This is a genomic window from Actinoplanes sp. CA-142083 (assembly GCF_050942195.1).
In the GTDB taxonomy this organism is placed as follows: domain Bacteria; phylum Actinomycetota; class Actinomycetes; order Mycobacteriales; family Micromonosporaceae; genus Actinoplanes.
In genome coordinates, this window is record NZ_CP192076.1 from 5,726,767 (window position 1) to 5,742,662 (window position 15,896).

Annotated in this window: 20 protein-coding genes; 6 read left to right on the plus strand and 14 right to left on the minus strand. The window is 71.8% G+C overall.

Annotated elements, in window-relative coordinates; translation table 11 throughout:
- Nucleotides 1-64: 64 nt before the first annotated feature.
- The 5 genes from ACQPZX_RS26265 to ACQPZX_RS26285 form a co-directional block, all read right to left on the minus strand.
- Nucleotides 65-718: a sirohydrochlorin chelatase gene (locus ACQPZX_RS26265; RefSeq protein WP_433360177.1), complete on the minus strand. Its 654-nt coding sequence runs from the start codon at nucleotides 716-718 to the stop codon at nucleotides 65-67.
- Between the two features lie 56 nt (nucleotides 719-774).
- Complete coding sequence (locus ACQPZX_RS26270; RefSeq protein ID WP_433360184.1) at nucleotides 775-1,872, minus strand: uroporphyrinogen-III synthase; 1,098 nt, start codon at nucleotides 1,870-1,872, stop codon at nucleotides 775-777.
- Nucleotides 1,873-2,030: 158 nt separating this feature from the next.
- Entirely contained in the window at nucleotides 2,031-2,213 is a 183-nt protein-coding gene (locus ACQPZX_RS26275) for a hypothetical protein (RefSeq protein WP_433360186.1), read from the minus strand.
- On the minus strand, nucleotides 2,206-2,400 hold the full coding sequence (locus tag ACQPZX_RS26280; RefSeq protein WP_433360189.1) for a hypothetical protein: 195 nt from the start codon (nucleotides 2,398-2,400) through the stop codon (nucleotides 2,206-2,208). Before ACQPZX_RS26280 ends, ACQPZX_RS26275 begins: the two co-directional genes overlap by 8 nt.
- Nucleotides 2,401-2,500: 100 nt before the next feature.
- The gene (locus ACQPZX_RS26285; protein ID WP_433360192.1) at nucleotides 2,501-3,397 is read right to left on the minus strand and encodes an AurF N-oxygenase family protein; all 897 of its coding nucleotides are present in this window, start codon (nucleotides 3,395-3,397) and stop codon (nucleotides 2,501-2,503) included.
- A 56-nt stretch (nucleotides 3,398-3,453) separates the two neighbouring features.
- On the opposite strand from ACQPZX_RS26285, the gene ACQPZX_RS26290 reads away from it, so the two are divergent.
- Both ACQPZX_RS26290 and ACQPZX_RS26295 read left to right on the plus strand, forming a co-directional pair.
- Nucleotides 3,454-4,125 (plus strand): TetR/AcrR family transcriptional regulator, encoded by a 672-nt coding sequence (locus ACQPZX_RS26290; RefSeq protein ID WP_433360195.1) that lies wholly within the window; start codon nucleotides 3,454-3,456, stop codon nucleotides 4,123-4,125.
- Nucleotides 4,115-4,411: a DUF4873 domain-containing protein gene (locus ACQPZX_RS26295; RefSeq protein ID WP_433360198.1), complete on the plus strand. Its 297-nt coding sequence runs from the start codon at nucleotides 4,115-4,117 to the stop codon at nucleotides 4,409-4,411. Before ACQPZX_RS26290 ends, ACQPZX_RS26295 begins: the two co-directional genes overlap by 11 nt.
- On the opposite strand, the gene ACQPZX_RS26300 is transcribed toward ACQPZX_RS26295, so the two are convergent.
- Complete coding sequence (locus tag ACQPZX_RS26300; protein WP_433360201.1) at nucleotides 4,405-5,409, minus strand: AraC family transcriptional regulator; 1,005 nt, start codon at nucleotides 5,407-5,409, stop codon at nucleotides 4,405-4,407. The two genes, ACQPZX_RS26295 and ACQPZX_RS26300, sit on opposite strands and share 7 nt — an antisense overlap.
- 70 nt (nucleotides 5,410-5,479) lie before the next feature.
- On the opposite strand from ACQPZX_RS26300, the gene ACQPZX_RS26305 reads away from it, so the two are divergent.
- Genes ACQPZX_RS26305 through ACQPZX_RS26315 form a run of 3 tightly spaced genes read left to right on the plus strand, consistent with a single transcriptional unit; the run spans nucleotide 5,480 to nucleotide 8,672 of the window.
- Complete coding sequence (locus ACQPZX_RS26305; protein ID WP_433360204.1) at nucleotides 5,480-6,937, plus strand: flavin-containing monooxygenase; 1,458 nt, start codon at nucleotides 5,480-5,482, stop codon at nucleotides 6,935-6,937.
- Entirely contained in the window at nucleotides 6,934-7,806 is an 873-nt protein-coding gene (locus ACQPZX_RS26310) for an SDR family NAD(P)-dependent oxidoreductase (RefSeq protein WP_433360207.1), read from the plus strand. Before ACQPZX_RS26305 ends, ACQPZX_RS26310 begins: the two co-directional genes overlap by 4 nt.
- Nucleotides 7,803-8,672, plus strand: a complete 870-nt coding sequence (locus ACQPZX_RS26315) for an alpha/beta fold hydrolase (protein ID WP_433360210.1) — start codon at nucleotides 7,803-7,805, stop codon at nucleotides 8,670-8,672. Before ACQPZX_RS26310 ends, ACQPZX_RS26315 begins: the two co-directional genes overlap by 4 nt.
- Here ACQPZX_RS26315 and ACQPZX_RS26320 read toward each other — a convergent pair.
- The 6 genes from ACQPZX_RS26320 to ACQPZX_RS26345 are packed head-to-tail and all read right to left on the minus strand — an operon-like array spanning nucleotide 8,629 to nucleotide 13,410.
- Nucleotides 8,629-9,090, minus strand: a complete 462-nt coding sequence (locus ACQPZX_RS26320; RefSeq protein ID WP_433385443.1) for a SitI3 family protein — start codon at nucleotides 9,088-9,090, stop codon at nucleotides 8,629-8,631. The two genes, ACQPZX_RS26315 and ACQPZX_RS26320, sit on opposite strands and share 44 nt — an antisense overlap.
- Before the next feature lie 5 nt (nucleotides 9,091-9,095).
- Complete coding sequence (locus ACQPZX_RS26325) at nucleotides 9,096-10,307, minus strand: hypothetical protein (RefSeq protein ID WP_433360213.1); 1,212 nt, start codon at nucleotides 10,305-10,307, stop codon at nucleotides 9,096-9,098.
- On the minus strand, nucleotides 10,304-10,609 hold the full coding sequence (locus ACQPZX_RS26330; RefSeq protein WP_433360216.1) for a type VII secretion target: 306 nt from the start codon (nucleotides 10,607-10,609) through the stop codon (nucleotides 10,304-10,306). The genes ACQPZX_RS26325 and ACQPZX_RS26330 overlap by 4 nt, the downstream gene beginning before the upstream one ends.
- A complete protein-coding gene (locus ACQPZX_RS26335; protein WP_433360219.1) occupies nucleotides 10,602-10,985 on the minus strand; it encodes a YbaB/EbfC family nucleoid-associated protein in 384 nt (127 codons plus the stop codon). The genes ACQPZX_RS26330 and ACQPZX_RS26335 overlap by 8 nt, the downstream gene beginning before the upstream one ends.
- 33 nt (nucleotides 10,986-11,018) lie before the next feature.
- A complete protein-coding gene (locus ACQPZX_RS26340) occupies nucleotides 11,019-12,365 on the minus strand; it encodes a cytochrome P450 (protein WP_433360222.1) in 1,347 nt (448 codons plus the stop codon).
- A gap of 43 nt (nucleotides 12,366-12,408) precedes the next feature.
- On the minus strand, nucleotides 12,409-13,410 hold the full coding sequence (locus ACQPZX_RS26345; RefSeq protein WP_433360225.1) for a hypothetical protein: 1,002 nt from the start codon (nucleotides 13,408-13,410) through the stop codon (nucleotides 12,409-12,411).
- A gap of 71 nt (nucleotides 13,411-13,481) precedes the next feature.
- Here ACQPZX_RS26345 and ACQPZX_RS26350 point away from each other — a divergent pair, with 71 nt between their 5' ends.
- A complete protein-coding gene (locus tag ACQPZX_RS26350; protein WP_433360227.1) occupies nucleotides 13,482-14,336 on the plus strand; it encodes a LysR family transcriptional regulator in 855 nt (284 codons plus the stop codon).
- Here the strand turns inward: ACQPZX_RS26350 and ACQPZX_RS26355 are convergent.
- Both ACQPZX_RS26355 and ACQPZX_RS26360 read right to left on the minus strand, forming a co-directional pair.
- A complete protein-coding gene (locus ACQPZX_RS26355) occupies nucleotides 14,317-14,742 on the minus strand; it encodes an MmcQ/YjbR family DNA-binding protein (protein ID WP_433360230.1) in 426 nt (141 codons plus the stop codon). The two genes, ACQPZX_RS26350 and ACQPZX_RS26355, sit on opposite strands and share 20 nt — an antisense overlap.
- Nucleotides 14,739-15,878, minus strand: a complete 1,140-nt coding sequence (locus ACQPZX_RS26360; RefSeq protein ID WP_433360233.1) for an ABC transporter substrate-binding protein — start codon at nucleotides 15,876-15,878, stop codon at nucleotides 14,739-14,741. The genes ACQPZX_RS26355 and ACQPZX_RS26360 overlap by 4 nt, the downstream gene beginning before the upstream one ends.
- Nucleotides 15,879-15,896: the final 18 nt, after the last annotated feature.

Here is a 15,896-nt window from a genome sequence, read left to right on the forward strand (position 1 = left end):
GTGATGTTTCCGGGCCATTGTTTTACGGCGTGACCGTCGCGATTGCGCGAACGTTCGGAAAACCCTACAAGAGACGGTCCGCCGTTGTGAGAATCGCCGACTCGTATCGGCGCAGAACCAGCGCGGCCGCCGCGGGGCCCAGACACAGCGGTGGAGTCACGGAATCGGCCCCGGCGCGGTGCAGAGTGCGGTAGAAGAGACCGTCGGCGAGCAGGTAGGCGGCGATCGCGATCCGGCGGGCGCCGCGCCGGCGCAGATCGGCGACGACGTCCGCCACCTTCGGGTCGCTGCCCGACGCGTAGGCGACGTAGGCCCCGAGCCCCGCGGCCATCTCGTGAATGCTTTGCCGCCAGGCCGGATCCGACGAACCGGCGGCGGCCAGGACCACAGCGTCGGCCGCGGGCAGGTGATGGGCCAGGCTTTCCACGAGTACGTCGTCGGGGCCGAGCGTCGCGGTGACGGGGATACCGGTGCCCGCCACGGCGTCGGCGATGTCGACCCGTACGTGATAACCGGCCGAAAGCAGAAGCGGGACCACCACCGCGTCCCGGACGCCCGCCACCACTTCTTTCACGTGCGGGCGCTGGACGTCGGCGTAGGCAAGCCGGACGTCCAGGTCGGGACGGCGGCGCGCAACTTTCGCGACCAGGTCGCGAATTTGTCGCCGGCCGGCCGCCGACCGGGTGCCGTGGGCGACGGCGAGCAGGGTGGGTTTCATGGGCGCTGCCTCTCGTGTGCTGGTGTCCGGGCAGCGTCGACCGGGGTTTGCCCTGTTCAGGCGGGCTCGTCCACGCGCAGGCGGTACCCGCGCTTGATGACCGTCTCGATGTGCTTGCCGGACCCGAGCGCGGTGCGCAGCCGGGCCACCGCCACGTCGACCGCGTGGCCGTCGTTGCCGCGGGGCAGGGCGGCGATCAGCTGCTCCTTGGAGACCACCGCGCCGGGCCGGGCGGTCAGCGCGCTGAGGATGGCCATCGCGGCGGGGGCGAGCGGGCGGGCCGGCTCGTCGTCGATGAGGACCGCGTGACCCCGTACCTCCAGGGTCCCGCCCGCGACCCGCAGCCGGACCGCCCGCTTGGGCAGCTCGTCGGTCACGGTTTTGATCAGGGCGCCGAGGCGGAACCGCTCCGGCATCACCACCGGGACGCCCCGCTCGATCAGCGGCGCCGCGGTGACCGGGCCGACGCACGCGACGAGCGGCCCGTCCTTGAGGGCGGGCAGGACGCCGTCGCCGGCCAGCTGGAAGAACGATTTGACGGCGGGCGCGCTGGTGAAGGTCACCGCGTCGATCTGACCGGCCGTGATCAGCTCGCCGAGGCGGCGCACGGGCGCGGTGTCCGGCGGCGGCACCCAGCGGTACACCGGCACCTCGACCACGGCCGCGCCGGCCGCCCGCAGCGCGGCCACGAACTCGGTCTGCGGCTCGCCGTGCTCCTGCACGACGATGCGGTGCCCGGCGATGCCCTCCGCGAGGAGCTTCTCGAGGATCTCCTCGGACGCCTCGGTCTTGGCGGCCCACTCCTCGGTGAGCCCGGCCGCCCGGATCGCGCCGCACGGCTTGGGGCCGCGGGCGAGGATGCGGGCCTGGCCGAGCACCTCGCGCAGCCGGTCGCCGAGACCCCACCCCTCGGCGGCCTCGATCCAGCCGCGGAAGCCGAAGCCGGTGGTGGCGACGACCAGGTCGGGGGCGAGCCCGATGCAGGCCTCGGTGGCCGCGCGCAGCGCCTCGTCGTCGGCGAGCGGGACGATGGTGAGCGCGGAGGCGGTGAACACCCGGGCCCCGCGGCGCTCGAGCAGCGCCGTCATCTCGTCCCGGCGCCGCTCAGCGGTCACCGCGACGGTGAAGCCCGTCAGCACGCCCTCGGTCGTCATCCGCTCCCTCTCACACACGCCTTTGTTCCCGCAAGCGTCGCTACCTGCGGTTACCGCTTCGTCGAGCCGGCGTTTCGGCGGCGTCAACGCGCTTTCACAACGGTGCCCACCTGCTTGTGAGATCCCAAATCGGCGCGCCAGGCTCCCAGATGACGGGATTACTGGCCGTCCTCGACGATTTTGCGGACGTCGGCGTGCATGCGGTAGATCTCCATGCGGCCGTCGATGAAGCCCATCCGGTAGTCGCGGCCGAGGGCGGGGTGGCCGGCGCGCGCGGGGTCCCGCTGGGCGGCCAGCCCGTCCTTGCGGCCCGCCTCGTACGCCTCGAACTCGTCATCCATCGAGCTTGTCACCCATCGCGCGGCGGACGGCGGCGATCAGGGCCTCCTCGAACGCGGCCATCTGCCCGTCGCCGACGCCGACGAGGTAGTCGGGGCCGGTCTGCGGGTCCTCGGCCCGGGTGGCGTCCCGCACGCCGGCCATCCCGTCGGCGTGACCGGTGCCGTACGCGGCCAGTGCGTCGTCCATGCCGGGCTCTCCTTACTCTGCGTCAGGAGAACCACTGTCACTCTGAGTAATATCCCAGGTCAACCCGCCTACCGGACAAAAACGTGTGACGGGCCTCCCCTCAGGACGCCGCCGGCAGCAGGCCCGACATACGCCAGAGCTGCTTGCCCGCGCCGGCGATCAAATCGAGGTCGTCGAGGTACGCCACGACGCGCTCACCCGACCAGCGGAGGGTCTCGCGGAAATGCGGGTTGGCCATCGCCGCCTTGTGGCCCGCCTGCGGATCGATGCCGACCGAGCGGTAGACGCCGGGGTGGATGAGCCGGGTGCCGCACAGGTACGCCGCGCGGCCGATCACCAGCCGGTCGAAGGCGAGCCGGCCCTTGCCGGCGGCGCGCACCTGGCGGGCGAGCTCCTCGCGGGCGTAGCGGACGTGGCGGGCCTCCTCGACCACGTGGATCCGGCTGACCATGCGCACCAGTGGCTGCACCTGCTCGTGGGCCATCGCCTCGCGCTGCAGGGTGTCCAGGATCTCCTCGCAGATCAGGATGGCGGCGAACATGCGCGGGCCGGTGCCGGTGGTGGCGATCCACTTGCCGAGGAACGCGTCGACACCCTCGGGGCGGTAGACGGGCGTGCCGAGGCGGTCGATCATCCGGCCGAACATCACCGAGTGGCGGCACTCGTCGGCGACCTCGGTGAGCGCGTACTGCGCGTGCGCGGCGGTCGGGTCCTGCTTGTAGTACCCGCGGATGAGCAGCTGCATGAGGATCGTCTCGAACCAGACGCCGAGCCCGGCGATGCTCGCCACCTCGTGCCGGGTGAGCGTGATCCGCTGCTCCTCGGTGAGCCCCTCCCACAGCTGCGTGCCGTAGAGGCTCGAGCGGTGCGGGGGCACGAAGTACAGGTCCGGCGCGAACGGCGCCTCCCAGTCGATCTCCACCTCGGGGTCGTACGAGTGCTCGGCGGAGGAACGCAGGAGGCGGCTGGCGGTGCGGTCGCGGTCCGTCGTCGTCATAAGAGCCCCTTGTGACCTACTTGACGTTACCCGAAGTAACAGTTACTCCTAGTACTATGCAGGGAGACATCGACGGGCGCAAGGGCCGCTGGGCGGGCCACCGCGAGCAGCGGCGGGCCGAGCTGACGGCGGCCGCGATCGAGGCGATCCGCGAGCTCGGCCCCGAGGTCGGGATGGATGCGATCGCCGCACACGCGGGCGTCAGCAAGCCGGTGCTGTACCGCTACTTCGCCGACAAGTCCGAGCTGTGGCTCGCGGTCGGCCAGGAGGCGGCGGGCATGGTTCTCGACGCGATCGTCCCGGCCGTGGCCCGGGTGCGCGAGGAGCGCGACGTGATCGCCGCCGCGATCGAGGCGTACCTGGCGCACATCGCCGCCGACCCGAACCTATACCAGTTCGTCGTGCACCAGCCCGACGTGACCCGGCACCGGGACGTGGTCGCGGACGTCGTCGACACGGTCGCCAGCGGCCTGGCCCGCATCTTCGGGGACCGGCTGCGGGCGCGCGGCCTCGACTCCGGGGCGGCGCTGCCCTGGGCGTACGGGGTGGTCGGCTACGTCCAGGCGGTCGGCGACTGGTGGCTGCGCCAGCAGCAGCCGATCAGCCGCGAGGCCCTCGGCGACTATCTGACGACCTTCCTGTGGGGCGGCGTCTCCGGCATCAAGCACGCCGCCGACATCCCGGGCGGCCTGGCCGCGTACCAGGAGGAGACCACGCATGGAAGCTGACCTTCCCGACGAGCAGTACCGCGGCCCGGCCACCCTGCGCGTCGGCGACGAGTCCCTGGCGGTCTCGATCCGCATGTCGGCGCACTTCGAGCCGGTGGAGGGCCGGTTCCGGTGGGCCGGCCGCACGACGCCGGACGCCGCGCTGCACGAGCGGGTCGGCGGCGGCCTTCGCGAGGGCCTGCTGACCATCCCCGGCTCGGCCGAGACCTCGGTGCGGCTGAGCGAACCGGACCCGTGGGGCGGCGTGCGGCTCTCCGGGACGGGCACGCCGCCGTGGTTTCACTGAGTCCGGCGCAGGTCGCGTGGGCTGCGGCCGTACCAGCGGCGCACCGCGCGGGTCAGCGCCGACTGCTCGGTCAGGCCCACCATCGCGGTGATCTGGGTGAAGGGCATGTCCGTCGTGGAGATCAAGCGATGGGCCGTCACGCGCCGCACATCGTCCAAGAGCTTCTCGTACGTCGTGCCGTCCTCAGCCAAGCGGCGCTGCAGCGTGCGCGGGTGGACCTGCAGGCGCCGGGCGACCGCGGCGATGTCGACCGGCGACGAGCCGAGCGACTGCGTGATCAGCCGCCGGACCCGGTCGGCGAGCGGCTGCTCGGGCGCCTTGAAATGGGTGCGCATGTAGTCCACGGCGACCTCGCGCAGCACCCGGTTCGCGCCGCTCACCTTGGCGTCCCGGATGGTGGCCGGCACCCGCAGCACGGCCGCCTCCTGACCGAAGCGCACGTCCGAGCCGAAGAACTCCGTGTAACGGGCCACCGGTGCGAGCGGGCGGTGCGTGAGGTGCACCGATCGCAGTCCGTAACGGCCACCGGCGAGCAACACGGTGATGCGGTGCAGCAGACCGAGCCCGTTGTCGCACACCTGCGGCGGCAGCGGGTCGAGGTCGGTCGAGCCGTACCGCAGCGCGACCACGCCGGGGCGGCCCGACGGGTCCGGCACCTGGGTGATCGTGAGGGCCGGCGAGTGCACGAACAGGAACCGGGTCGCGCAGTCGAGCGCCTCGCCGAGGGTCGCCGAGTTCTCGATCGCGATCGCCAGGGGTCCCAGCACCGCGATGTCCTGCCGCGCCGCCAGCCGCAGGCCGAGGTCGGGGCAGTCGCGGTCGGCGGCCGCCGCCTCGAGGATCCGGCCGGCCGACAGCGACGGGATCACCGCGTCGTCGGTGTCGAGCAGGCCCGCGTCGACGCCGTGGCGCGCCAGCAGGGCCCGGCCGTCGCCCTCGAGCTCGTCGATGAGGCCGGGCAGTCCGCGCAGCCCGGCGGCCCGCACCATCGATCCCATGTCGCGAAAGGATAAATCAGTGTCGCGCGAAGGCAAGTCCGGGAGCGGGGCGGTTGACGAGACTCCCACCATGGCCGAACATTTCGACGTTCTGATCATCGGCGCCGGCCTGTCCGGGATCGGCGCGGCGTGGCGGCTGCAGGAGCGGCTGCCCGGCAAGACGTACGCGATCCTCGAGGCCCGCGACGCGATCGGCGGGACGTGGGACCTGTTCCGCTACCCCGGCGTCCGATCCGATTCGGACATGTTCACGCTCAGCTACCCGTTCCGGCCCTGGCGGGAGCCGGAGTCGATCGCGCCGGGCGACAAGATCCGCCGCTACATCGAGGAGACCGCGGCCGAGGGCGGCATCATGCCGCACATCCGCTTCGGTTCGCGGGTCGTCACCGCCGACTGGGCCGGCGGCCGCTGGACGCTGCGCCTGACCGACGGCTCGACGCTGACCTGCGATTTTCTGTACGCCTGCGCCGGCTACTACGACTACGCGACCGGCTTTCAGCCCGACTTCCCGGGCATGGCCGACTTCGCCGGGCGGCTGGTGCACCCGCAGTTCTGGCCCGAGGATCTCGACTACGCCGGCAAGAAGGTCGTGGTCATCGGCAGCGGCGCCACGGCGGTCACTCTCGTCCCCGCGATGGCCGGCGAGGCCGGGCACGTGACGATGCTGCAGCGCTCCCCCACCTACATGACGGTGCTGCCGGGACGCGACGTCATCGCGAACGGGTTACGCCGCGTGCTGCCGGCCGGGGCGGCCAACCGGATCGCGCGGGCCAAGAACATCCTCCTCACCCAAGGCTTCTACCAGCTCGCCCGGCGACGGCCGGCACGCGTACGGAAAATCCTGCGCTCTTTCGCCGTGCGCGCCCTGAAGGATCCGGCCTATGTCGACGAGCACTTCAACCCGCGCTACGAGCCGTGGGATCAGCGCCTCTGCGTGATCCCGTCCGGCGACCTGTACGAGGTCCTGCGGGACGGCAGCGCGTCGATCGTCACCGACCACATAGAAAGTTTCGTGCCCGAGGGGATCAGGTTGCGCTCGGGGCAGGTGCTCGAAGCGGACATCGTCGTCTCGGCGACCGGACTGTCGCTGGTGCCGATCGGCGGCGTGCGGGTCACCGTCGACGGCGCGCCGGTCGCGATCGGCGAGCACACCGCCTACCGCGGGATCATGCTCAGCGGCGTACCCAATCTCGCCTATTGCATCGGCTATGTGAACGCCTCCTGGACGCTGCGCGCCGACCTGGTCCACCGCTATGTGATGCGCCTGCTCAAGCACATGGACCGGCACGGCTACGCGGTGGCCGAGCCGCGCGAGACCGGTGGTCAGGGCCGTCCCTTGCTCGATCTTTCCTCCGGGTACGTGCAGCGCGCGCTCGACATGTTTCCCCGGCAGGGTGAGAAAGACCCGTGGCTGGTTCGCCAGAACTATCTCAGCGACGCCCTCAGCCTGCCCCGCGCGGACGTCACCCGCGACATGACCTTCACCCGCCGGCCCGCCCCCGCCCCCTTGGAGGAGATCGCCTCATGACCCCGTACCTCTTCCCCGGCCGCACCGCGGTGCTGACCGGCGCGGCCAGCGGCATCGGCGAGCAGCTGGCCTACGGCCTGGCCGCGCGCGGCAGCGATCTGGTGCTGATCGACGTCGACGCCGTCCGCCTGCGCGAGGTGGCCGGCCGTATCGACCGCGTGCACCCCGGCCGGTCGGTGCAGACTCTCGTCGCCGACCTGTCCGATCGCGCCGCCGTCGAAGGTGTCGCGACCCAGGTCCTCGCCGAGCATCCCGCCCTCGGACTGCTGATCAACAACGCCGGGATGGCGCTGGGCGGGCGCTTCGACCAGGTCACGGTCGAGGAGTTCGAGAAGGTCATGAACGTGAACTTCCGCGCGCCCTTCCTGCTGACCCACGCGCTGCTCCCGGCGTTGAAGGCCGCGCCCGGCGCGCACCTGGTGAACGTGTCGAGCCTGTTCGGGCTGATCGCGCCGGCCGGGCAGTCCGCCTACAGCGCGAGCAAGTTCGCGCTGCGCGGCCTGAGCCAGGTGCTGCACTCCGAGCTCGCCGACGACGGGATCGGCGTGACCACGGTTCATCCCGGCGGCATCCGCACCCGGATCGCCGAGAACGCCCCGGTCGGCAGCGGCGTGCCGGCCGAGGAGGTCGAGCCCAACCGGAAGATTTTCGCGAAACTTCTCACCTACCCGCCGGACAAGGCCGCGCGGCAGATCCTGGACGGCGTCGCCAAGCGCAAGGCCCGCGTGCTCATCGCCTCCAGCGCGAAAGTTCCCGACCTGCTGGCCCGGCTGCTGCCGGTCGGCCACGAGCGGATCGTGCGCGCCGCGACGTCGGCCCGCGCGTCCCGGGGTTCCCGCACCACCACGCCGCAGGGAGTGGCCCGATGAGCTATGTCGACGTGCGCCACGCCCGGATCCGCTACGAGGCCACCGGCGACGAGTCCGCGCCGCCGATCGTGCTGCTGCACGGCATCGGCCGCAGCCTCGAGGACTGGTCGGCCCAGCACCCGCTGCTCTCGGAGTCCCACCGGGTGATCAGCATCGACATGCCCGGCTTCGGCCTGAGCCAGCGCCACCCCGACTCGACCACGCTGGTCACCCTGTCGGACGGCGTGTGGGCGACCCTCGACGCGCTCGGCGTCGACCGGGCGCACCCGATCCACCTGATGGGCAACAGCCTGGGCGGCGCGGTGTCGATGCAGATGCTGGTCGACGAGCCCGATCGGGTGTCGACGCTGACCCTGGTCAACAGCGCCGGCTTCGGCAAAGAGGTGACTTTCGCCTTGCGCATGCTGGCGATCCCTGGCATGGGCCGCACCCTGCTGTCGCACATCGACCGCCGCACCGCCCCGCGCGTCGAGCGCAACCTCTTCGCCGACCGCGCGATGGTCACCCCGGAACGCATAGAGATGGCCATCAAGATCGCCCGCCAGCCCGATTTCGCCGCCGTCTACCTCGAGATCGCCAGGGCCCTGGGCGGCCTGCGCGGCATCGCCGCCGGCTGGCGCTCCGAGCTGCTCCCCCGGGTGGCCCGCCACGACAAGCCCACCCTGCTGGTGTGGGGCGACCGCGACCACATCCTGCCGTGCGCCCACCTCGCGGCGGCGCGGGTGGCGCTGCCCAAGGCCCAGTGGCACCTCTTCGAGCGCACCGGCCACATGCCCCAGATCGAGCGCCCCGACGATTTCGCCGCCCTGGTGCGGCCACTGCTCAGAGCAGAGGCTGCGGAAGCACCCGGCTCGGGAACTGCGTAAGCAGGGGCGCCGTCTCCGGGTTCTCCGCCCAGTCCTCCCACTCGGCGCCGAAGGTGACCGTGCCCTCGCCGTACTGCAGGATGTTGTCCTCGCCGTTGAACAGCAGCACGCCGTGGCCCCCGAACCGCGTGGCGAACGCGATCAGGGTGTGCGCCATCAGAGCGGTGGCGTGCTGCTGCGCCGGCTCGTCGGCCTGCTTGGAGAGCCGGAACGTCGCGCTGAAGCGCTCCTTGAAGCCGAACAGCTCCACCGCCGGGTTCACGTCGTCGCCCTCGGCGCGGGCGGACGAGACATACATGCCGGGGAAGAACACGGTTCCGTCGGCGTGCTGCTCTCCGCCCGTGGTGGTCGCGATGAAAGCGCGCAAGGAATCCGTGTCGACGTCGGCGTCGCCGTACCAGGTGTATTCGGTAGCCATCTCGGTCACTCACTGAACGGGAAGAAGGGGATGACTTTACCGTCCTTGACCACCAGGACCTCCTTGAGGTCCGCGATCGGCTTGCGGCGCAACATGTCGGCGACCTGGTCCATGGTGGCGGGCGTGTCGTCCATGTTCAGGACGAGCCGGTCGGCCTGGCCCTCGGAAACTTTCTCGCTCATCTTTCCGCGGATGTTGTCGAGATTGCCGGTCTGCGGGGCGTAGTTGTCGAAGTACTCGCCTTCGATCTTGTAATCGGGTTCCTTGCCGTTCGGTTTCGGCGGCGGGTTCTGCTCGACGTCGTAGCCGTGTTGCGAGAGCGTGTCGGCCGACTCGTTCTCCCGGCGCAGCGGCTGATCCTTCTTGCGGGTCGGGTGGGCGTCGGTGCGGCGGCCACGCGGCTTGTTGCCCGGGTTGGGCGTGCCGGACGGGACGGTGCCGCCCTCCCGGCCGCGCCGGAGCTTGCTGAGCAGCTTCTTGATGGCCTCGATCGCCTCGCCCATCTTGGCGCCGAGCCCGCGCAGGTGCTCGAGGCTGCGGATCAGGCCCTTGAGCCATTTCGCGATGCGCGCGCCCCACGACGCGCACAGGGTGGTGACCTGCTCGACCACCAGCGGGGTGGCCAGCCCCAGGCTGAAGACCTCCTCGGCCGCGTACGTGATCAGCCGCGACACCAGCACCGCGATCGCGTCGCGCACCATCATGCGTACGCCGGCCACCAGCATCCCGGCGCCCTCGGTGATCGCCGCCATGGTGTCGGCCGCGCCGGCCAGGGCGCCGACGGCGTCCTTCTGCTGGCCGGTCCACGTCCGGTACGCGTCGGCCGCCGCGCCCTTCCACTCCTCGGTGTCCCAGCGCACGGCCCGGTCGAGGTCGGCGGCCCGGTCGCGCAGCGAGCCCGCGATGTTGCGCCAGGTCTGCGCGTGCGCGGAGATCTGACCGGGGTCGCCGGCGAGCCAGTCGAGCGCCTCGGAAAGCGGCTTGACGTGCTCGATGATCCAGGCGACGCCGTACTGCAGGAGGCTGCCGATCGGGTCGGAGACGAACGCGAGCGCGTCCAGGCCGGCCGACACCGCGCCCAGCGTGACGTCGATCCAGCTGCCGCTCTTGACCCCGGCGAGGATGGTCTCGATGTCCTCGGCGATCCACACGCCGGCCCACGGGTCGGCCGAGATGCCCGGGTTCGCCACGGCGACCAGCGGCGGCCTCGGGATCATCGGGTGTTCCGGATCTTCTCGGCGGCGCCCGCGTCGCTCCCGTCGTAGTCGGCGGCCGTGGCGCGCAGCGCGTCGGCGGTGTCGTGCGCCGAGTCGGCGGCGGTGGTCATGCCGTCGGCCATCGCCTGCTGCAGGCCGTTGAGCAGGGCCGGCACGAACTGGCACAGCTGCCCGTACGCGCCGGTGCCGGTCTGCACGGTGTGCGCGGCCGACGCGGCCTCGCTCAGCCCGTCGCCGATGCCGTCGACCTCGCCGGCGTGGGCGGTGAGGGAGGCCGAGTTGACCTGGAAGTGGTCACTCATGCGGCTCGCTGCCCAGGCGCTTGCGCAGCGACTCCATGAGCATCCGCCCGGTCTCGCTCTCGGCGCCGACCGTCTCGGCGGTGACCTCGCCGAACTGCCGGATCACCTGGCCCTGGGCGTCGCGCAGCATCGCCATGATCTGGTCGGCGGTCTCGGACGCCGGTTGCTGCCGGATCCGCTCGTCGAGGTGCAGCCGCTGGATCTGGCCCTCGGCGCCGACCGTGACCTCGACCAGCCCGTCCCGGCTGCGCGCGGTCGCGGAGATCTGCGCGGCCCGCCGGGCGAGCTCCTGAGCCTGCTCGGCGCGCTGGGTCGCGGACCGTTCCCACTCGTCGATCCGCTGGAGCGCCGCGTCCAAGGACTGATCGTCGAACATCCCCGGCAGCATAGCGACACCCGTCCATGCGGGTCACCCGTTGCGGTGACCGCCGACCGTCACGCGAAACGACATCGCCGGCCCGGGCGTCGGCGTCGTGCGGCGCGCGAGCACGTAATCGGGCGACTCGAGGCGCAGGTCGAGCCGGTGGAACATGCGCGCCAGCGTCACCAGCATCTGGACGTCGGCGAGCGTCTTGCCGAGGCACACGTGCTGCCCGCGTCCGTACGGCGAATAGGCGCCGGCCTGCAAATGCTCGGCGCGCGGTTTCTCGTACCGATCGATGTCGAATCTCATCGGCTCGGGGAAGAACTCTTCGAGGAAGTGCGGCACGGTCGTGGCCACGTAGAGGGCCTCGCCCTCCGCGATCCGGTGGCCCTGGAAGGTGAAGTCCCGGGTGGCCGTGCGCATCTGCACCACCGCGGTCGGGTAGAGGCGCATCGTCTCCATCAGCGCCCCGCGGATCGCCGGGATGCCACGAAGATCCTTCTCGGTGATGCTCTCCTTGGCGAACAGCCGGTCCGCCTCGGCGCGCACCCGTTCGAGGACTTCAGGATGCTTCAGTACGGCGTAGACGAAGGCCGACGTCGTGTTCGCGACCGTGTCGATCCCGGCCACGTAGGGTCCGGTCACGCAGATCATCAGGTCCTCGTCGGGCATCGCCGCCGGGTTCTCCCGGTTGGCGCGCACCAGGTCGTCGATCAGGATCGCCGGCTTCGCGTCCTCGCCCGGGTCCGACCGGTCGTCGATCATCGTGCGGCTGAGCTCGGCGACCCGCGCCTTGGCCCGCTTGTAGCGCGGGTCGCGCAGCATCAGCCGTGGCCGCTGCCGGGTGACAAGGACGTTCAACAAGTACGCCGTCGCGCGCCGGATGTCCTTCACGTACTCGGGCCGGGAGGCGCCGGTCATCAGCTCGCCCAGCTGATCGGTCACCAGGAACTGCATCGAGCGCACGACCGGCACCGTCGCGCCCGGCCGCCACGTACGGTCGATGTTGCGATCGGTGATGGCGACGACCTCGTCGAGCCGGTCCGCGATGGCCTCGCGCGAGTACCCCCGGCGCATGATGTCGCGCAGTTCCTTGTGGCTCTCGCCGTCCTCGCCCGGCAGCGTGCGGGTCGCTCCGTACTCGTCGACCAGCCCGCGCCAGAACTCCCGCGAGCGCAGGCACTCGCGCCCCTCCTTGGTGCCCATGAACTCGGCCGCCTCCGGGCCCGCGAGGATGGCGTGCTCACGGCCCAGGACCTTGACCCGGCACACCGGGCCGTACTCGCGATAGCAGTCCACGAAGAACTGTGCGGGATCTTTCCCCATCCGCAGCGCGTTCCCCACCAGGGGGAGCCCCCGCACCACCGGCGTCGCCACAGCTTCGGCAGTCATGTCACGGATCGTATCGACCGCCATCGCTCCCTGCAGCCCCGTGTCACACGATGAACCGGCCACCTGCGGCCTCGGCCAGCGAAGCGCCGAACAGCGCGCCCGGCGTATAGGCGCCCGGCGTGCCCTCGTCGTGGGCCAGGCGGCGGGCGACCTCGGCCGCGACGGCGGCGGTGAAGACCATGCCCTCGGGCGCCTCCAGCCAGGCCTCCCGGATGGCGCCGTCGGGCCAGGTCGCCTGGGCTCGTGCCCACGAGCGCGTGCGGGCCGGAGGCCGGGATGGCGGGTCCATCTCGGCCAGGCGGCGCTTGGCGAACCGCGAGACCGCCGGGATCGACAGCAACGCGGCCGCAGCGGGCAGCAGGGCGCGGGCCGCGAGACCGGAAGGGACCTCGGCGTTGCCGGCGATGACCGACGGCGCGCCGCTCGCCCGATGGGCCGCGATCAGATCGCCGGTCGGCACCGAGACGACCGATGCGGTTGTGCCGTCGGGAAGCGTCAGGCGGGCGTGGTGGCCGCCCAGCCGGCTGCGGACCATCCGGCCCCCGGCATAGCGACGCCCACCCGAGGACAGGGCGTCGACCAGCGTCCCGGCCAGCGCCTCACCGACCTTCCCGGGGACGGGCTCGATCATGGCAAGACCGTCGACGCGTACGTGTGAAGGCCGTGATCTGCCCTCGCAGAGCCGCAACACCGTGCACTCGACCGCGACCACCCCGAAGCCCGCGCCCGTCACCAGCGTGCGCCCGGCGCTCTTGGCCGCGGCGTCGCGGGAGAGCACGTCGCCGATCGTCGTCACGTCGTTGGCCAGGTCCAGGTAGTGGTAGCCGCCGTCGAGCAGCGGCCGGCCGATCGTGTTGACCACGACCTTCGGCCTCGCCGCCGCCAGGGTGGCCGCGATGTTGCCGGTGACAACGATGCGGCCTCCCGTGGCCGCCGCGAGACGGCCGGCGGAACGGCCCACCAGCACCAGGTCCTCGCCCTTGAGCAGCTCCGCGATCGCGCTCCCGGTACGGCCCGCCGCGCCCAGCACCCAGATCTCGTTCATGCCGCCCAGCGTGGCTTGACCGGCCCGGTGCGCGCCAACGCCTGTTCCGCATCACGCAATACGCTTGAGGCATGGACGTGGACCTGCGGCTCGTGCGGTACTTCGCGGCGGTCGCCGAGCACCGGCACTTCGGGCGGGCCGCGCTCGCGCTGCACATCACGCAGCCGTCGCTCAGCCGGCAGATCCGGTCCCTCGAGCAGCAGGTCGGGGCGCGCCTGTTCGACCGCACCCCGCAGGGCGCCCGGCTCACCGAGGCCGGCCAGGTCTTCCTGACGCACGCCACCGCGCTGCTGAAGGCGGCCGCGGTCGCGGTCGCCGACACCCGGGCGGCCGCCTCACCGGCCCGGCTGACGGTCGGCTACCTGCACGGCATCATCGTCACCCCGGCCGTCGCCCAGCTCCGCCGCCGGCATCCGGAGGCCGAGGTGCGCACCCAGCATCTGGCCTGGAACGAGCCGCGCACGGCCCTGCTGGAACGCCGTGTGGACGCGGCGGTGTGCCGGCTGCCGCTGGTCGCCGACGGCCTCGACGTGACGGTCCTGTACGCCGAGCCGCGGGTGCTGCTCATCCCGGTGAGCCATCGGCTGGCCGGCAAGGAGTCGGTGACCCTCGACGACATCGCCGGCGAGCCGCTGCCGCGGATGGCCGCCGACCCGGCGTGGAACGACTTCTGGCGGGCCGGCAGCATGGCCACCGGGCCGGTGCTGACCTCGCTGGAGGACAAGGCCGAGCTGATCGCGTCGGGCGAGGTGGTGGCCATCGTGCCCGCCGGGTCCGCGTCCTACCGCCCCGACCTCACCGAGATCCCGCTGCACGGGGTCGAGCCCACCCACGTCGTCCTCGCGACCAGGACGGGCGAGCGCGGGCGGCTGCTCAACGACCTGCGCAAGGCGGTACGAGCCAACCTCACGGCTCCACCTGGTTAGCGGCGCGCCAGTCGGCCGCCCGGCGGGCCGACGCCCGGGAGAGCCACGCGTCCTGGATGATCTCGGCCAGCTCGCCCCGGGTCAGCTCGTGGATCCGGCTCGCCCGCAGCAGCACCGACGGGTGGCCGTTGAAGTGCGGCGTCGTGAAGAACGGCGTCGACTCGTCCTGGACGAGCGCCTCCTTGTCGCCCTGCGACTCCACCCAGAAGACGATCACATCCGGGTAGCGCTCGCCCGTCTCCGGGTCGAACGCGTCGGGCCGCGGGTTGCGGAAGAACACGAACGACTTACGTCCGACCTGGTAGACCGGGTTGTCGCCGCTGCCCCACTCGACCGTGACGTGCGGCATCGCCTCGGCGATCTCGTGCACGTCCGCGACGGTCGCGGGCCGGTTGTCGTCGCTCATGACACCGCCGGTGTGGTCTCGTCGGGAGTGAACTCGCGTTCCGGAACGGCGGCGAGCGCGCTGGAGGCGCCCACCCAGGTCAGCCGGCCACCCCACACGCCCTGCTCGAGCAGGTGGTCCCGCGGCCGGACGGTCAGGCCCCTCTTCACGCCGGCGAACTCGAGAGCCTCCAGCGACTCGATCATGTCATCGGTGCTCTGCGCGCCGTATTGGAAAGCGCGGACGGCCATCTGGGCGGCCGCGAACCCCTCGGCGTGGCCGGTGTCGCTGCGCCGGTTCAGCACGGCGAGCCGCAGCGCCTGGTACGCGTTGTTGTTCGAGGCGCCGTCCACGTACGGCGTCACGAACCGCAGCGCCTGGGCCTGCGTCCCGTACTGGAACCACGTGTTGCGGGCGCCGAGGATGGTGATCGGCTGGACCCCGGCCGGGATCGCCGCCCACAGCTTCGGCTCCGGTTTGGGCCAGTCGACGTAGATCTGGCCGGCCCTGATCCGCCTGACCGCCGCGAAGTCCTTGGTCGTCGCGGGCAGCACGATCGTGGAGGCCGCCCCGAGCATCGAGGCGGCCTTGGCGGCGCGGGCCCGGTCGGCGGCGAGCACCACGAGGCGGCCGCCCGGTTTCACGTACGTCCTGGCGGCCAGCAGCAGCTGCGTGATCTCCGGCCCGGAGCGGAACGTGTACCGGTTCCTGCCGGTCAGCTCGTCGGCCGTCGCCGTGGCCGCGATGAACAGGACCTTGCGGCGCTCGGCGACCCCGGCCAGCCGCAGCGCGACCGCGTCGGTGAAGCCGCCCACCAGGATCCGGCAACCCCGGTCGACGAGGTCCTCCGCGGCGGCCTCGGCGGCGGCGGGGTCGCCCCGGTCGTCCGCCTTCACCTCGGTGATCGTCCGGACGCCGATCTGGTTGGTGCGGCTGGTCACCCACAGCATGCCGACGCGCAGCCCCTGCTCGAACCGGATGCTCTCGTTGATCGGCCGCCGGTCCGCGCCGCTCTGGGTCCAGAGGATGCCGAGGTCGAGCGTCCGGCCGGGGTCGGCGCCGCCGGTGGCCGGGTCGACCGGCCGGGTGCAGCCGCCCGCCGTGACGGCCAGCGAGCCGAGCGCGGCGCCGAGCAGGGCGCGTCGGGAGACTTTCATCGCGGGCTGAAAACTACC

What these genes read in the sequence shown, in the direction of transcription:
- ACQPZX_RS26265 (WP_433360177.1), bottom strand. Translation starts at nt 718, where the DNA reads ATGAAACCCACCCTGCTCGCCGTCGCCCACGGCACCCGGTCGGCGGCC.
- ACQPZX_RS26270 (WP_433360184.1), bottom strand. Translation starts at nt 1,872, where the DNA reads ATGACGACCGAGGGCGTGCTGACGGGCTTCACCGTCGCGGTGACCGCT.
- ACQPZX_RS26275 (WP_433360186.1), bottom strand. Translation starts at nt 2,213, where the DNA reads ATGGATGACGAGTTCGAGGCGTACGAGGCGGGCCGCAAGGACGGGCTG.
- ACQPZX_RS26280 (WP_433360189.1), bottom strand. Translation starts at nt 2,400, where the DNA reads ATGGACGACGCACTGGCCGCGTACGGCACCGGTCACGCCGACGGGATG.
- ACQPZX_RS26285 (WP_433360192.1), bottom strand. Translation starts at nt 3,397, where the DNA reads ATGACGACGACGGACCGCGACCGCACCGCCAGCCGCCTCCTGCGTTCC.
- ACQPZX_RS26290 (WP_433360195.1), top strand. Translation starts at nt 3,454, where the DNA reads ATGCAGGGAGACATCGACGGGCGCAAGGGCCGCTGGGCGGGCCACCGC.
- ACQPZX_RS26295 (WP_433360198.1), top strand. Translation starts at nt 4,115, where the DNA reads ATGGAAGCTGACCTTCCCGACGAGCAGTACCGCGGCCCGGCCACCCTG.
- ACQPZX_RS26300 (WP_433360201.1), bottom strand. Translation starts at nt 5,409, where the DNA reads ATGGGATCGATGGTGCGGGCCGCCGGGCTGCGCGGACTGCCCGGCCTC.
- ACQPZX_RS26305 (WP_433360204.1), top strand. Translation starts at nt 5,480, where the DNA reads ATGGCCGAACATTTCGACGTTCTGATCATCGGCGCCGGCCTGTCCGGG.
- ACQPZX_RS26310 (WP_433360207.1), top strand. Translation starts at nt 6,934, where the DNA reads ATGACCCCGTACCTCTTCCCCGGCCGCACCGCGGTGCTGACCGGCGCG.
- ACQPZX_RS26315 (WP_433360210.1), top strand. Translation starts at nt 7,803, where the DNA reads ATGAGCTATGTCGACGTGCGCCACGCCCGGATCCGCTACGAGGCCACC.
- ACQPZX_RS26320 (WP_433385443.1), bottom strand. Translation starts at nt 9,090, where the DNA reads ATGGCTACCGAATACACCTGGTACGGCGACGCCGACGTCGACACGGAT.
- ACQPZX_RS26325 (WP_433360213.1), bottom strand. Translation starts at nt 10,307, where the DNA reads ATGATCCCGAGGCCGCCGCTGGTCGCCGTGGCGAACCCGGGCATCTCG.
- ACQPZX_RS26330 (WP_433360216.1), bottom strand. Translation starts at nt 10,609, where the DNA reads ATGAGTGACCACTTCCAGGTCAACTCGGCCTCCCTCACCGCCCACGCC.
- ACQPZX_RS26335 (WP_433360219.1), bottom strand. Translation starts at nt 10,985, where the DNA reads ATGTTCGACGATCAGTCCTTGGACGCGGCGCTCCAGCGGATCGACGAG.
- ACQPZX_RS26340 (WP_433360222.1), bottom strand. Translation starts at nt 12,365, where the DNA reads ATGACTGCCGAAGCTGTGGCGACGCCGGTGGTGCGGGGGCTCCCCCTG.
- ACQPZX_RS26345 (WP_433360225.1), bottom strand. Translation starts at nt 13,410, where the DNA reads ATGAACGAGATCTGGGTGCTGGGCGCGGCGGGCCGTACCGGGAGCGCG.
- ACQPZX_RS26350 (WP_433360227.1), top strand. Translation starts at nt 13,482, where the DNA reads ATGGACGTGGACCTGCGGCTCGTGCGGTACTTCGCGGCGGTCGCCGAG.
- ACQPZX_RS26355 (WP_433360230.1), bottom strand. Translation starts at nt 14,742, where the DNA reads ATGAGCGACGACAACCGGCCCGCGACCGTCGCGGACGTGCACGAGATC.
- ACQPZX_RS26360 (WP_433360233.1), bottom strand. Translation starts at nt 15,878, where the DNA reads ATGAAAGTCTCCCGACGCGCCCTGCTCGGCGCCGCGCTCGGCTCGCTG.